Below are 13,631 nucleotides of genomic sequence, written 5' to 3' on the forward strand. Positions count from 1 at the left end.
CGTCGCACTCTGCGTCGTCAGCGCCATCGCGATCGAAAAGTACTCCTGTGGCAACGGCTAACGGCAAGTCATGCTGTTGCGCCGCACCTGAGAGGTGTGACGCAGAGCGTCACGAACGGCATTCCCACGCGTGAGGAACGATAGTCAAAACAATCTCATGCCTTACAGCTTGTGCAGAAAATTCAGCACCACCTTGTTGCCTTCGGTGCGGTTTTCCGCCCCCTGTTCGAAGTAGCTATTGACCGTCAGCACGTTCTCCTTGTTGAAGGCATACAGGAAGCCAGGGCCAATGGCCCAGACCTTTTCCTTGCGACCACTGACATCATGGCCGTCCACCTGGGTATCCGTGAACTGCTTGAGCCAGTAACCGTTGAGCCCCAACGAGAGTTGCTCGTTAACCGCGTATTGCAGAGTCAGGTTAGCGTGCAGAGCCTGCCCCGCCTGCGTATCGGAAACATTGCCGAACCCGGCTTGCGGGTCATCATTCTTGCCGTTCCACAAATACATGAAACGCCCACTGGCCGACCATTTCGGCGAGAACCAGTAAGTCGCGGCATAGTACGGGTTGAAAGACCAGAAATTACTGCCGGGGTTGATCGAGCGATTGCGATCGTAGGCGCCGACCGGAATCGCAATGTCCGCCTCGACACGCTGGGTCAGCAGCGGGCTGCCATCGGCACGGGTGATCGTCGGCAGCTGCAGAAACGGGCCGATGACCAGATCGCCGAAACCGGCGCGCGAACTCAGGGCGGTGTTGCCCAGACCGTCATCCACGTCGACATGCGCCAGTGACGTGTTGATTGCGGTAATACCCGGCATGGCACCATTGGCCATTGGCTGACCGACGTAGATGATCTGCGTGGTCACCGCCAATACATCCACATCCTGTTTGGGAAGTTGCAGTTTGTCGCCATTCACGTCATTGAAGCGATTGGCCTTGGCATAGTTCAGATACTCCTCCAGATACCAGCCCGGGCCTGCAGGCGCCGGGGAGCCGTCGTAGAAGCTGGTGTTGCCCAGATTGAGGCCGGGCAAGTCATAGGCGTATGCAGTCGATGACAAGGCGATGAATGATACGGTCGCAACGGTACGCAAGACAGACTTGGGCATCTTGGGATTCCTGTACTTATTGTTGTTGTTTTCAAGAGCCCCGACGCCACGAACGCGTCGCCGGGGTTGCAACACGTGCAGCCATTACACGTAGGAAGCGGCCAACCCTCCATCTATCGGCAAGTTGACACCGTTGATCCAGCGCGAGGCGTCGGAACACAGAAACGCAATCACCTCGGCCACCTCATCGGCCAGCGCAGGACGCTTCATGTGCAGGCCATCGCGGGTGACCCGCTCCTGGCCAACCATGCTGACAAAATCGCCCAGAATCGGTGTGAACACCGGCCCCGGCGCGACGCAGTTGACGCGCACCGAATGATCGCGAAACCATTCCTGCGACTGCTTGAAGCTCCAGACGATCAGCGCTTCCTTGAAATACTGGTAGCAGGTTTCATGGGCGACCGGATTGGCCGCCAGCCACTCCTGCCCTTCGCTGTAGCTTTCGGTGGCGGCCAGCGCCTTGTGCAGCTCCAGCCTTTCCGGCCACTGCGAACCGAGTATCGACGCCACGTTGACGATACTGCCGCCCGGCGCGATGCGCGGCAGCAAACGTTGGGTCAGGTGACGCAGCCCGAGGTAATTGACCTGAGCGACCGCCTGAACGGGAGCTGTGCCGGGGACACCGGCGATGTTGCACAGGCCGTCGATCTGCTTGGGCAAGCGCTCGATCAACGCGTCGATACTGCCTGGGTCGGCAAGGTCCGCCTGGAAGAAACTGTCCACGGTCAGCTGCGGTTCATGACGATCGATGCCGATCACTCGGGCACCCTGGAAGCGTGCCACACGTGCCAGCTCAGCGCCGATACCGGATGACACACCAGTGACGATCAATGTTTTGTTATTCAGGTTCATAGTCACGCGCTCTTATTGTTGTTGGATCACGTCTTGCCGGTAAATCAAATCACCCGCTGCAATGAAGCATGGAATATCAGTCAGATTCAGAATGGATACGCCGGCGCCTGGTTCTTCACCGTCACCCACTGCCATTGGCTGTATTCATCCCAGTCCGAGGGGCTGCCAGCGCTGCTGCCGTTGCCCGACGCACCGCGCCCACCGAACGAGTTGACACACTCATCGGCCACCGTCTGATCATTGATGTGCAACATGCCGCACCTGAGCCGGTCGCCAAGCGCCGTCGCGCGGCCGATGTCCGGGGAGATCACCGCAGCTGCCAGGCCATACTCGGAACGGTTGGCCAGTTCGATGGCTTCCTCGTCCGTGGAAAAACTGACCACCACGGCCACCGGGCCAAAAATCTCTTCGTCGAATGCGCGCATGCCGGGTTTCACGCCGCTGAGCACGGTCGGTCGATAGAACAGGCCTTCGTACTCGCCACCGGTTTCCAGTTGCGCGCCGGCCTGCAGGCTGTCACTGACCACCTGATGCACGTGCTGTAACTGCCGTTTGTTGATCAGCGGCCCAAGAGCAGCCTCACCGCGCGCCGCGTTACCCACCGTCAGCGCACGCGCCTTGTCCGCCAGCTTGCGGGTCAGCTCGGTGACGATGGATTCGTGGACCAGGATCAGCCCGGTGGCCATGCAGATCTGCCCCTGGTGCAGCCAGGCACCAAACGCCGCATTGCTGGCGGCCAGATCAAGGTCGGCGTCTTCGAGAATCACCAGCGGATTCTTGCCGCCCAGCTCCAGGGATACTTTCTTCAGGTTGCGACCCGCAGCCTCGGCAACCTTGCGTCCGGCACCAGTCGAACCGGTAAAGGTGATCATCTGCACGTTGGTGTCGCGGCACAGCGCTTCGCCGGCATCGGCCGAACCCGGCAGCACGTGCAACAGTCCCTTGGGCAGGCCGGCTTCTTCGAACAGCCGGGCGATCAGGAAACCGCCGCTGATCGGCGTCTGTGGATCGGGCTTGAGCACGACGGCATTGCCGGCAGCAAGGGCCGGAGCGACCGAGCGCAGGGAAAGTACCAGAGGAAAATTGAACGGCGATATCACCCCCACCACACCGTGCGCGACACGCCGCGCATAGGACAGACGACCGGCCTGACTGGGCAGTATCAGGCCATGACCATGGGCCTGCGACAGCATCCCCGCAGCCTGACGCAACAACACGATGGTCTCGTTCACTTCGTGCTGGCCCTTTTGCAGGCTGCCACCGGTCTCGCGGGCGACATACAGGGCCAGTTCATCGAACGCACAGACCGCATGATCGGCGGCCAGAAGAAATATGTCGGCCTTTTCACGTGGCCCCAGCGCCGCCCAGGCAGGTTGAGCCAGCGCAGCCTCACGGCAGGCAACGGCGATGTCCGCGGCATCGGCCATGGCGGTGTTCATCAATAGCTCGCCGGTCGCAGGCTCGATGACGGGCAATGAAGGAGACGAGGAAGGAATCCAGTCGCCATTGAAAACGCATTCGGCTTCAATCGCGCGTTGCAACAGGGGGGTGCCATCAGACGCTGACATATAAAGACTCCGGCTTTTATGGTTGTAATCGCCTGCCCCATTTGCCACGGGAAGCATGCGCCGTACTTACGTCAGAGCAAAGCCTGTGCCGGGATTGTAATCCGACCATCATGTCATCACTCAACCGCTTTAGAACAAGGGTTTTCGACGACCACGCAGAAGCGTCGAGCGCCCTCAGTGGAAACTCTACGCGGACACGCTTGTTCATTTGATGAAGTTATGTTTATTAATCAAGCCTCGATTTGATCATTTCGACCATCGCCCGGCCGAGGTACACCCATGAACAACCCTCACTGCGAGCTGCCCGATCACAGCGTCCCCACCGAGCACTTCTCGCCTCGTGGCGACAGCAGTCAGACGCACGCAGGCGACTCGCCAACCGCCGAGGAATTGACCAGTTGTCTGTTCTTTTCGCCTGACGACGGGCGCATCTGGCTCAACGACCAGCGCATGTTGCTGCTGCACACCTCATCATTCGGCACCCTGCGCCGCGAGATCATCGAGCGGCTGGGCCAGGAGCAGGCACGCGGGATGTTCACCCGTGCCGGGTACCTGTCTGGCGCGCGGGACGCCCGATTGATTCGCGAGCGCTGGCCACAGGCTGACGCCTCCTCGGCGTTTCGGGCCGGTACGCACTTGCATACCCTGGAAGGTATGACCAAGGTCGAGCCGTTGCACTTTAAATTCGACGCCGAGTCAGGGTTCTACGAAGGGGAGTTTCTCTGGCATCACTCGTGCGAAGCCGACGAGCATGTCGCGGCCTATGGTATCGGCCAGGACCCGGTGTGCTGGACCGAAATCGGCTACGCCACCGGTTTTGTCAGCGGCCTGTTCGGGCAGATGGTGGTTTTCCGCGAAGTCGAATGCCGGGGCATGGGGCATGCGAGCTGCCGTGTAGTCGGCAAAACCTCGGAACAATGGGGCGATGTCGAACGCGATCTGAGCTACCTGAGAGCGGTCAACTCACCTGCTCCAGTGCACAGCGCCCCGACGCCAGCGGTGAACTATGAGGCAAGCCCACCGACGGCCACCGACCAGCCGCTGGTCGGCGCAAGCGCTGCCTTCAATGCGGCCACCCAGGCCTTGCAACGGGTGGCGATGACCCCGGCAACCGTCTTGATCAGCGGTGAGTCCGGTGTCGGCAAGGAAATGTTCGCCCGCCAGTTGCACCAGCTCAGCCGCAACCGCGAAGGCCCGTTCGTGGCGCTCAACTGCGCAGCCATCCCCGACAACCTCATTGAGGCCGAGCTGTTCGGTGTGGAGCGAGGGGCTTATACCGGGGCAACGCACTCCCGACCCGGGCGTTTCGAGCGCGCCAACGGTGGCACGCTGTTTCTCGATGAGATCACTTCGCTGAGCCTTGCCGGGCAAAGCAAGCTGCTGCGCGCCTTGCAGGAGCGGGAGATCGAGCGTGTTGGGGGCGTGCACGGCATCAAGGTCAACGTTCGAGTGGTGGCGGCGACCAACGTCGACCTGCGCAAGGCGGTGGCCGATGGCGATTTCCGTGAAGACCTGTTCTATCGCCTTAACGTCTACCCGATCACCCTGCCGCCATTGCGCGAGCGCCGCGATGACATCCCGTTGCTGATCAACTTCTTTCTCAAGCGCTTCTGTCAGGAGTACGGCAGGACGCCGGCCGGATTGACCATGCGTGCGCTGAAAACCCTGCTGGGTTATGACTTTGCCGGGAATGTGCGTGAATTGCAGAACCTGATCGAGCGTGGCCTGATTGCCAGTGATGAAGGCCAGGCCATCGATCTGGTGCATATTTTCCGCAACGAATCGTTACCGCGGGATCCCTACTCGCTGAATCACCACGGCGCACTGCGTCAGGCATCGGCTGCGGGTGCACAACAGGCACCTGCGACCTCGCTGCTAGACTCCCTAAATCAATCGGATCAGGCGTTCTCCATCGACGATCTCGAACAGCGCCTGATCCAGGAGGCGCTGGACAAGAGCGAAGGCAACCTGGCGGCCGCCTCGCGCTTGCTGGGCCTGAGCCGCGCCCAGTTTGCCTACCGCCTGAAAAAGCGTCAGCCCTGAACAGCCTGACTCAGCGGTAACGCGCAGCCGATCCAGCTGCGCGTTACACCTTACAGTGGCAAGGCGCTGACCACACGCAGGGCCAACCCTTCGTAGGCATCCAGGGTGATGGTGAACTCGCCCTGATCGGTCAGATCGCCTTCGACACGCTCGTTGATGATGTCGACCACCGGACCCGGCGCAATACCCGGCAGGTGCAGCGTTTCGACGATGGTCTCGGCGCTGAAATTGAGCGCAGTGATCTGCGTGCCCTTGCCGGCGGGCAATTCATGGACCATGACCAGCAGCCCTGGATGCTCGACATCCGGAATCAGAATCTGGCGGCTTGCCGCGATGTCATAGGCGCGGCGCACAGCGAGAATCTTCTTGAGCTGCGAGGCAAACGAATCGGGACGCTGGAGCTGAGTGACCAGGCTGCCGTACAGCGTCTTGGGACGCGGCATGTCACCCGCAGAAAACTCGGCTTCCGGGTCCAGATCGACCAGATCGTAAGCACCGCGGTGAACCCAGCGCGTGTCGCCATCCTGCATCAGATGGTCGACCTGGTCGGCCGGTAGCGTCAGGGCACCGACAAGGTCCCAACCCGACAGAGCAAACACGCCCGGCTGCATGGCGTTGTACATCACCAGCAGCAGGTGGATATGCTGGATCTGCTGAATGTCGGCATCGGTGATCGTGCTCAGGTCGCGAATGCCCAGCGCTGCAGTGATGATGCTCGCCGTGGTGCAGGAAACGCCGTTGGTGACGAACTTGAGGTTGTACGGCGCATGTTCGCCGGACAGCTTCTCGTACATCTCCTCACGGATGTGCTCGCGCAGGATGTTGCCCGGGAACGTCTGGCCCTGGTAATGAAACGTATCGTGGGCGTGCAGCGTCCAGAAGTGCACCAGTTCCAGGGTCAGTTCATCGTGGTTCTGCAAGGCATGGATCAACGACGCCGGGTCGATGCCATAGGCATGCACCTGACGCAGCATCAGGCGCAGGAACTCGGTGGTGCCGGTCAGCAGCGCGTGCTGATAGGCCGGCCGGGTAATGAAGTCGTAGGACAGATCCGCACCACCCTGACCCATGGAGGCAATGTCATCGATGGTCAGGTTCAGCTCCTGGAAGCTGAAGCCGCCCGCCTTGCGGATCGCACCGGCCAGAAGCTGGTTGCCGGTGATCGACAGCGGATGGCTTTCCGACCAGGCGGTACCCTCGGCGCGACGCTCGACACCAAGGAAGCCGTTGGCGTCCAGGCGCAGCACCCGGGCGCCCATGACATCGATGGCGTGCAGCGCGTCACCGATGATCATCTGCTGCGCGGCAAAGCTGGGGTCCAGCCAGTTCAGGGAGGGCTGGCCGTCCTTGAAATAATGCAGGTAAACCCAACGGCGGGCCTTGCCATCAACGCCCTGTACCACGTCAGTGGCGCTCCAGTCGGTTTCCTTGACCCCGGGCTCGAAGAAAATCACCCGCTGCAACTGGCCGACGATGTAGTGCTTGTCGCGCAGCTGATCCACCACATCGGGCATCAGGTTGACCGCATCGCGGCCCGCAGGCACTTCAGGCAACAACTGCCAGTCTTCCTCACGGATCTCGACCATGTGGAACAGACCGGGGTAATCCTCGTACGCCATCTCGGCCAGGCGGAAATCTGCGCCCTTGCCGGTGTGCGACGGGATGATGTCGTCGATGATCACCGCGTTGTGCGCTGCGGCAATGCGCGTCAGGCTCAACAACTGCGCCTCGGTACCCAGGTCCGGGTCGATGCCGAAACTGATGCGGTCGAAGTTGCCATCGATACTTGGCGTGCGCTCGCGGCCCTGCAAGCCGCCGGAAAGCTTCAGCGGCCCGTTGTGAATGCCCTGAATGCCGATTTCCGACAGTGCATGCCAGAGGGTTTCATCACCCAGCGCTTCGAGCACCGAGCCGCCTTCGCGGGTGACGATGGAGGCCGGGTAGGCGGTAAACCAGACCGAGGCGATAGCGGAGGCGTCTCTGGGACGTGCAAGGGCGAAAGGACGCTGCCAGAGCCTGCCCTGCCCCGAATAGGTCTTGGCGCGCTGTCTTGCGGCGTTCAGCATCGATTGCTCGACCAGCCATTCCACGTACTGCTTGTCCGGTATCGTCATAGCGTTCAGTCTTCCTCTCGAATCGGCGACCTGAGACGCTCCGCGTGCGGAGCGTCCTGAATGTATTGCTTACGGATATGAGCCTTGCCGGCCCGATTCGTTGCATTCGTATCGCGTTCAAACGTTCGTTGAGGGCACTGTGACAGTGTTTTGTGACACCTCGGTCAATCAGGCCGAGTGTTCGAGGCCGGTGGTTTTTTCAGTGCCTGAACCACGGCATTGGCGGCGTTGGACAGCAATGAAGCAGGCCGCGCCACGACGCTGATCTGGCGCATCACGGTCAGCGGCAGCGGGATCGACTCCAGCTCGCGAAGCCGTCCGTTCAACAGCGCGCCGGGCACAATCGAGATGCAATGGCGCTTGCCGACCAGGTCCAGCAGCGTGTCCAGGCAACTGAGTTCGCCACGTTGATTGAGCCGTAGCTGTGCCGATGCCAGTTGCTGGTGCAGGCGCTCGACCCCAGGATGCCGCCAGGCCACATAGCGCGACACCTGCGCAAGCTCGGCGAAACACTGCGCCGCGCCCTGCTTGCTGCGCGCCGCCACCAGTACGTAATGGTCCGACCAGCAATGGTGTTCGAGGTAATGCTCGTCCAGCACAGGGCCCGGCAGGATGAGAATATCGGCCACGCCCTTTATCAATGCGTCCAGCGACGGATGCTGTTCGCTGCGGTGCAGCACGTTCAGGTGGATATCGGGGTAATGATGGGCGAGAAAGTCCAGCGAGGCGCTCAGGCCGGTCTCGCGGATGTGCGAGTGGTAATGAATGGTGACGCTGCCACTGACCCCATTTTTTTTAGTTGTTCGAGCGTGGCCATGATATTTCCCAGGGTCTGGCTGATGACCTTGCCTTCAGGGGTGAGCGTGCAGCCTGTGCGGCTGCGAATGAACAGGCGTTTTTCGAAAAAATCTTCGACCTCCTTGATGGCATAGCTGATGTTCGACTGGCTGCAGCCCAGAATGGCGGCGGCCTCGGAGAACGAACCGTGCTGTGCAACGGTTTGAACGACTTTGAAGAAGTGGGTTTTCATGTGTCCTGCACTCTGGTTTTGCAAAGGTGGGTGCGGTCCTGCCGCTGAGCCAAAGGCTCGGGAATACAGGAAACCCCCGCCGAAACACCGAGCTGGCCGGTTTATCGGCTGTTCGAATGAATGTCTCAAGCGGGGGTAAGGCGGACGCTGGCTATCGCGTTGAAGCGCTGGCTATGCACATTTCGCGCACACAGCCTCTTCAGGGGTATCCGCAGCGCGACTGGATGACTCAGTCGTTCTCGGTCCAGTCGAAATCCATCTGCAGCGCGGTGCGTTCGGCCAGTTCACGGCTGTGCAGGCGCTCGACCAGGTGCAGGCTCATGTCGATGCCGGCAGAAATGCCTGCCGATGTCACGAACGAGCCCTCATCGACCCAGCGCAGCGTGCTGAGCACGTCCACCGACGGGAACATCTCCTTGAGGTCGTCGATGTCTTCCCAGTGGGTGGTCACTTGCTTGCCGGCCAGCTTGCCGGTCCTGGCCAGCAGGAAGGCGCCGGTGCACACGGCAGCGACCACGCGACCGGGCTCTGATTGATCGCTGATCCAGTGGATCACGTCGGGTTTTTCCAGCTCGGCGGTCACCACGCCACCCGGGACGATCAGGCAGTCGACGGGCGGATGGTCGTTGATCGAGAAATCCGGATCGACCTTGAGCCCGGCGCGGGCACGCACCGGCGCCGTGCTGCGGCCGATGGTGAACACGTTGAACAACTGCCGGTCATCACGGCTGTTGCGGGCGTGCATGCGGGTTGCGGTGGTGAACACTTCATAGGGGCCAGCGAAGTCGAGAACCTCGACGTCGTCATAAACGTAGATACCGATATTGAGTGGCACGAGTTGGCTCCAGGGCCTGCAGGGCAGACCACTTGCATCATAGTGAGGGTTAAGCGGGTTTCAGCGGTGACACAGAGCAGATTACTCAGTAGCATCACGCCAAACTACTGGCTGAAATGCCAATATCCGGTAACATCGCGCCATGAAAAATCATCTCGTTGTCGCACTCATCTACAACCAGCTGTGCACCTTCGAATTTGGCTGCACGGTTGAAGTCTTTGCGCTGAAAAGACCCGAGCTGGGCGTCAGCTGGTACGAGTTCGCGACCTTCCCGGTCGACGACGGCCCGATCACCGCTGCCGGGGGCATCACCATCGTGCCAACACCCGGCGAGGTGCTGCTGGAAAACGCCGACACGATCATCGTGCCGGGCTGGCGCGGGGTGGAATCCGAGGTCCCGCAACGGCTCATCGAACAGCTCCAGGCGGCTCATGCACGCGGCGCGCGAATCTGCTCGATCTGTACCGGGGCTTTCGTACTGGCGGCGGCCGGTCTGCTCGACGGGCACAAAGTGACTACCCACTGGCGCTACACCGACCTGCTGGCCACCATGTATCCGGGCCTGACCATTCAGCCCAACGAACTGTATGTGGATCAGGGCAGCATCGTGACCGCAGCAGGCTCGGCCGCCGGGCTGGACATGATGCTGCACCTGGTGCGCAACGATCACGGCTCGCGCGTCGCCAACATGGTCGCGCAGCGCATGGTCATTCCACCTCATCGCGAAGGCGGTCAATCGCAATACGCATCCCGGCAACTGGTATCGGCCAGCGACGGGCCGATTTCCAACCTGATGGACTGGATTCGCAGCGACTTGCAGCGCCCGCATACCATCAAGGAGATGGCCTCACGCGCGGCGCTCAGTACCCGCACCTTGCACCGCAGCTTCATGGAAAGTACCGGGCTGACGCCTTACGACTGGCTGCTCGGTGAGCGTATTGCCTACGCCAAGGAACTGCTGGAATCGTCGAAATTGCGCCTGAATGAAGTGGTGGACCGCGCCGGCTTCGGCTCCGAAGAGTCGTTTCGCCGGCACTTCCGCAATCTGGTGGGCATCAGCCCGAGCAGTTACCGCAAGCAATTTGCCCGGGCCTGACCACGGGCTCCGGGTAAAGCGCATCGACGATTGCGTCGGCAAATTCGCCCCACGCGCCGGCAACCGCCGTGTTGGTCAGAACCACCATGCTCAGCGCAGCACACGGATCGACCCAGTAATGGTTGCCATACAGCCCGCACCATGACCAGGTTCCCGCGCCCTGCCGCTGCCCGGCAAGCACTGGGTCGGTGAGGATCATCGGCCCCAGCCCGAACCGCCAGCCGGGCCCGCGGCTGGCGATGCTCGTCTGGCCAATCGCATTGCCCAGCAAGCGCGCGGTACTGGCCTCACCCAATAGCGGCGCGCCGCCGAGGCGCAGGCATTCGAGCAGCCGAAGATAGTCATCAGCCGTGCCGAGCATTCCCGCCCCGCCCGACTCATACGCATCGGTTTCAAAGGCGCGAGCTGCGGACAGCCGCGCCTGGCCGCTGTCGAGCAACACCCCATCGTCGTCGCCGATACGCTGCGGGCCGCTGAGACTATCCTTGTAGGCACTGGCCGGCGGACACTCCGGTAGGCACTTGAATGAGGTCGCGTGCATACGCAAAGGCACGGTGACCCATTTATCGATGGCTTCTGACAACGCCAGCCGCGTGGCCTGTTCGACCACTGCACCCAGCACATCGGTGGCCAGCGAGTATCCCCACGCACTGCCGGGCTCGAACAGCAGCGGCACACTCGCCAGACGCATCAGGTTTTCCTGCAGGTCGAACGGTACACGGTCCAGGCCGTCCGACACCCCGGCCCGCTGATAGGCATTATCGGGCGCTTGCTCAAAGCCGTAGCTCAAACCCGACGTATGCGACAGCAGGTGCTGCAGCGTGATGAGCGGCTCACGGCCATTCGCCAGACGCGGCCGAAAGGCTGGCAGCCAGCGAGTCACCGAAGCCTGCAGATCCAACACACCCCGCTCGCACAGCCGCAATACTGCGACCGAGGTCAACAGCTTGGTCAATGAGGCCAGGCGAAAACGCGTGCTGCGAGTGACCGGAATCTGCTGCTCGCGATCGGCCCAGCCGCGCGCACTGGCATATGCCACGCGGCCCTGCCGAGCCAGCAACAGCACGCCGCCGACGATCCGGCCCTGCTCGACGAAACCGCGCCAGACCTGGTCAAGACGCTGTATGCCCGCCTCGTTCAGCGCAGCCATGGTTCACTCGCCCCTCACTGCACGGCTGAAAATCTGCGCGTAGACCTGCGCCGAATGGCGAATCGGGTTGGTGTGCGAGCAGCCATCGGCGAAGGCCATCTGCCCGACCCGCTCGGCTTCGCGATCATCGATGCCGATCTCGCTCAGCGTATGTGGAATGCCAATCTGCTCGCGCAGCGTCAGCAGCCAGTCCATCACCCCGGAGAAACCGGGCGAAGGCAACCGCAGGTAAACCGCCAGATCGTCCATTTGCGTCTGCAGCACCGAGCGATTGGCCTCCAGTACGTAGGGCAGCAGGATCGCGTTCAGCAAGCCATGATGCTGGTCGTAGAGCGCCCCAAGGCTCTGCGCGATTGCGTGTACGCCGCCCAGCCCGCGCTGAAACGCGGCCGCGCCAAGGCTGGAGGCCACCAGCATCTGCTGCCGCGCCTCCAGGTCCTGCCCATCGGCAACAACGCGCGGTAAAAACGTCTTGATCATCTGCATGCCCTTGACCGAAACCGCTTCGGCCATCGGGTGCCAGACCGGCGAACACCAGGACTCCATGCAGTGGGTCAAGGCATCGGCCCCGGTGGCGGCGGTCAGGTGCCTGGGCAGGTCGAGTGTCAGCGTGGCATCCAGAATCGCGATGCGCGGCATCATGCGAATGTGCAGGATGGTGCGTTTGACCTGCGCCTGTTCATCGGTAATCACCGACGCACGCCCGACTTCAGAGCCGGTCCCGGCCGTCGTCGGCAGCGCAATCACCGGCGCAATGCCATCCGGATCGGCGCGCAGATGGTTGTCGTTGATGTCTTCGAAATCCCATAACGGGCGGGTCTGGCCCGACATCAGTGCGACTGCCTTGGCAGCGTCCAGCGCCGAGCCGCCGCCAAACGCAATCACACCGTCGTAGCCACCGGTTCTGTAAGCGTGCAGCCCCTCGGCGACATTGGTGCCGGTCGGGTTGCCCTTGACCCGGTCAAACAGGCCACAGTGGCCCAACTGACTGCGGCAGTCCTCTAAAGCGCGGGCGATCATGTCGGTACTGCCCAGAAAGCTGTCGGTGATCAGCAGCGGACGTTGTATGCCGGTCACCCTGCAGGCGTCGGCCAGTTCATTGACGCGTCCTGCGCCTGCGCGGATGGAAGTCGGGTAGTGCCAGTCGTTGCGATGCATTCAGGTATTCCTTTACAAATGATTTCAGTGGATGAAGCCAGCCGGCAGCAAACCGATCAGCAGGCGCAGGCCGAAAGCGATCATGAACAGGCCGGTGACGATGTCGATGGCCTTTTTCATGCGCTGATAGCGCGTCTGTACCGCAGGTATCGAAAACAACGTGGCGAGCAGCACGAACCAGGAAATCGCCAGTACCGCGATGATCGATACACCCGCAGTACGCACCCACATCGGCATGCCCGGCGTGGTCACGGTGGTGAACACGCTGGTGTAGAACGCCAGCGCCTTGGGATTGGTCAGGTTGGTCAGCAAGCCGAACCGATAGGCACGGCTCAGACTGCCAATGCCCAGCGCAGCGATGTCCCTGGGTTTGGGCTGGCTGCCGGCACTGCGCAGGCTTTTGCTGCCGAGCCAGGTCAGGTAGGCACCGCCGAGCAATTGCAGGGTCGGTTGCAGCCATGGCAACTGCTGAAACACCAGCCCCAACCCGGTGGCTGCCAGCAAGGCCCAGAGAATGCTGCCCGAGGCCACGCCCAGCCCGGCACAGATACCCTGCTGCCGCGACTGGCTGAACGAGAGTTGGGTGATGACCAGAAAATTCGGACCGGGGCTGATGATCAGCACGATGAACGCGCCAGCGAGAGCGGTCAGCAAAGTGATTTCGTACATAGTAAT

The 13,631-nt window shown here is 61.5% G+C and carries 12 protein-coding genes; 2 read left to right on the top strand and 10 right to left on the bottom strand.

Features of this window, described 5'->3' with window-relative positions; all coding sequences use genetic code 11:
* Positions 1–162 precede the first annotated feature (162 nt).
* From P406_RS01785 to P406_RS01795, 3 genes are all read right to left on the bottom strand, one after another.
* The gene (locus P406_RS01785) at positions 163–1,110 is read right to left on the bottom strand and encodes a SphA family protein (protein WP_046235136.1); all 948 of its coding nucleotides are present in this window, start codon (positions 1,108–1,110) and stop codon (positions 163–165) included.
* Between the two features lie 84 nt (positions 1,111–1,194).
* A complete protein-coding gene (locus P406_RS01790) occupies positions 1,195–1,962 on the bottom strand; it encodes a coniferyl-alcohol dehydrogenase (RefSeq protein WP_046235137.1) in 768 nt (255 codons plus the stop codon).
* Between the two features lie 86 nt (positions 1,963–2,048).
* Complete coding sequence (locus P406_RS01795) at positions 2,049–3,530, bottom strand: benzaldehyde dehydrogenase (RefSeq protein ID WP_046235138.1); 1,482 nt, start codon at positions 3,528–3,530, stop codon at positions 2,049–2,051.
* A 279-nt stretch (positions 3,531–3,809) separates the two neighbouring features.
* Between P406_RS01795 and P406_RS01800 the strand changes: the two genes are divergently transcribed.
* Complete coding sequence (locus P406_RS01800; protein ID WP_046235139.1) at positions 3,810–5,573, top strand: sigma-54-dependent Fis family transcriptional regulator; 1,764 nt, start codon at positions 3,810–3,812, stop codon at positions 5,571–5,573.
* A 50-nt stretch (positions 5,574–5,623) separates the two neighbouring features.
* Here the strand turns inward: P406_RS01800 and treS are convergent, their stop codons facing one another.
* The 4 genes from treS to P406_RS01820 all read right to left on the bottom strand — a co-directional run bounded on the left by treS (position 5,624) and on the right by P406_RS01820 (position 9,552).
* Positions 5,624–7,687 carry a maltose alpha-D-glucosyltransferase gene (gene treS, locus P406_RS01805; RefSeq protein WP_003410725.1) on the bottom strand — a complete coding sequence of 688 codons (2,064 nt, stop codon included), beginning with the start codon at positions 7,685–7,687 and terminating at the stop codon, positions 5,624–5,626.
* Positions 7,688–7,851: 164 nt separating this feature from the next.
* A complete protein-coding gene (locus P406_RS01810) occupies positions 7,852–8,421 on the bottom strand; it encodes a substrate-binding domain-containing protein (protein WP_235810436.1) in 570 nt (189 codons plus the stop codon).
* Positions 8,418–8,717 (bottom strand): LysR family transcriptional regulator, encoded by a 300-nt coding sequence (locus tag P406_RS01815; protein ID WP_003400996.1) that lies wholly within the window; start codon positions 8,715–8,717, stop codon positions 8,418–8,420. The genes P406_RS01810 and P406_RS01815 overlap by 4 nt, the downstream gene beginning before the upstream one ends.
* 229 nt (positions 8,718–8,946) lie before the next feature.
* Positions 8,947–9,552 carry a DJ-1/PfpI family protein gene (locus P406_RS01820; RefSeq protein WP_003314850.1) on the bottom strand — a complete coding sequence of 202 codons (606 nt, stop codon included), beginning with the start codon at positions 9,550–9,552 and terminating at the stop codon, positions 8,947–8,949.
* A gap of 142 nt (positions 9,553–9,694) precedes the next feature.
* Between P406_RS01820 and ftrA the strand changes: the two genes are divergently transcribed.
* Positions 9,695–10,648: a transcriptional regulator FtrA gene (gene ftrA / locus P406_RS01825; RefSeq protein WP_003314848.1), complete on the top strand. Its 954-nt coding sequence runs from the start codon at positions 9,695–9,697 to the stop codon at positions 10,646–10,648.
* On the opposite strand, the gene P406_RS01830 is transcribed toward ftrA, so the two are convergent.
* Genes P406_RS01830 through P406_RS01840 form a run of 3 tightly spaced genes read right to left on the bottom strand, consistent with a single transcriptional unit; the run spans position 10,608 to position 13,625 of the window.
* Positions 10,608–11,798, bottom strand: a complete 1,191-nt coding sequence (locus P406_RS01830; RefSeq protein ID WP_046235140.1) for a serine hydrolase domain-containing protein — start codon at positions 11,796–11,798, stop codon at positions 10,608–10,610. The two genes, ftrA and P406_RS01830, sit on opposite strands and share 41 nt — an antisense overlap.
* A gap of 3 nt (positions 11,799–11,801) precedes the next feature.
* Complete coding sequence (locus P406_RS01835; RefSeq protein WP_046235141.1) at positions 11,802–12,956, bottom strand: iron-containing alcohol dehydrogenase; 1,155 nt, start codon at positions 12,954–12,956, stop codon at positions 11,802–11,804.
* Positions 12,957–12,980: 24 nt separating this feature from the next.
* On the bottom strand, positions 12,981–13,625 hold the full coding sequence (locus P406_RS01840; protein WP_010430066.1) for a LysE family transporter: 645 nt from the start codon (positions 13,623–13,625) through the stop codon (positions 12,981–12,983).
* Positions 13,626–13,631 lie beyond the last annotated feature (6 nt).

This window comes from Pseudomonas syringae pv. coryli str. NCPPB 4273 (assembly GCF_000972175.1).
GTDB lineage: Bacteria > Pseudomonadota > Gammaproteobacteria > Pseudomonadales > Pseudomonadaceae > Aquipseudomonas > Aquipseudomonas syringae.

What these genes read in the sequence shown, in the direction of transcription:
- P406_RS01785 (WP_046235136.1), bottom strand. Translation starts at nt 1,110, where the DNA reads ATGCCCAAGTCTGTCTTGCGTACCGTTGCGACCGTATCATTCATCGCC.
- P406_RS01790 (WP_046235137.1), bottom strand. Translation starts at nt 1,962, where the DNA reads ATGAACCTGAATAACAAAACATTGATCGTCACTGGTGTGTCATCCGGT.
- P406_RS01795 (WP_046235138.1), bottom strand. Translation starts at nt 3,530, where the DNA reads ATGTCAGCGTCTGATGGCACCCCCCTGTTGCAACGCGCGATTGAAGCC.
- P406_RS01800 (WP_046235139.1), top strand. Translation starts at nt 3,810, where the DNA reads ATGAACAACCCTCACTGCGAGCTGCCCGATCACAGCGTCCCCACCGAG.
- treS (WP_003410725.1), bottom strand. Translation starts at nt 7,687, where the DNA reads ATGACGATACCGGACAAGCAGTACGTGGAATGGCTGGTCGAGCAATCG.
- P406_RS01815 (WP_003400996.1), bottom strand. Translation starts at nt 8,717, where the DNA reads ATGAAAACCCACTTCTTCAAAGTCGTTCAAACCGTTGCACAGCACGGT.
- ftrA (WP_003314848.1), top strand. Translation starts at nt 9,695, where the DNA reads ATGAAAAATCATCTCGTTGTCGCACTCATCTACAACCAGCTGTGCACC.
- P406_RS01830 (WP_046235140.1), bottom strand. Translation starts at nt 11,798, where the DNA reads ATGGCTGCGCTGAACGAGGCGGGCATACAGCGTCTTGACCAGGTCTGG.
- P406_RS01835 (WP_046235141.1), bottom strand. Translation starts at nt 12,956, where the DNA reads ATGCATCGCAACGACTGGCACTACCCGACTTCCATCCGCGCAGGCGCA.
- P406_RS01840 (WP_010430066.1), bottom strand. Translation starts at nt 13,625, where the DNA reads ATGTACGAAATCACTTTGCTGACCGCTCTCGCTGGCGCGTTCATCGTG.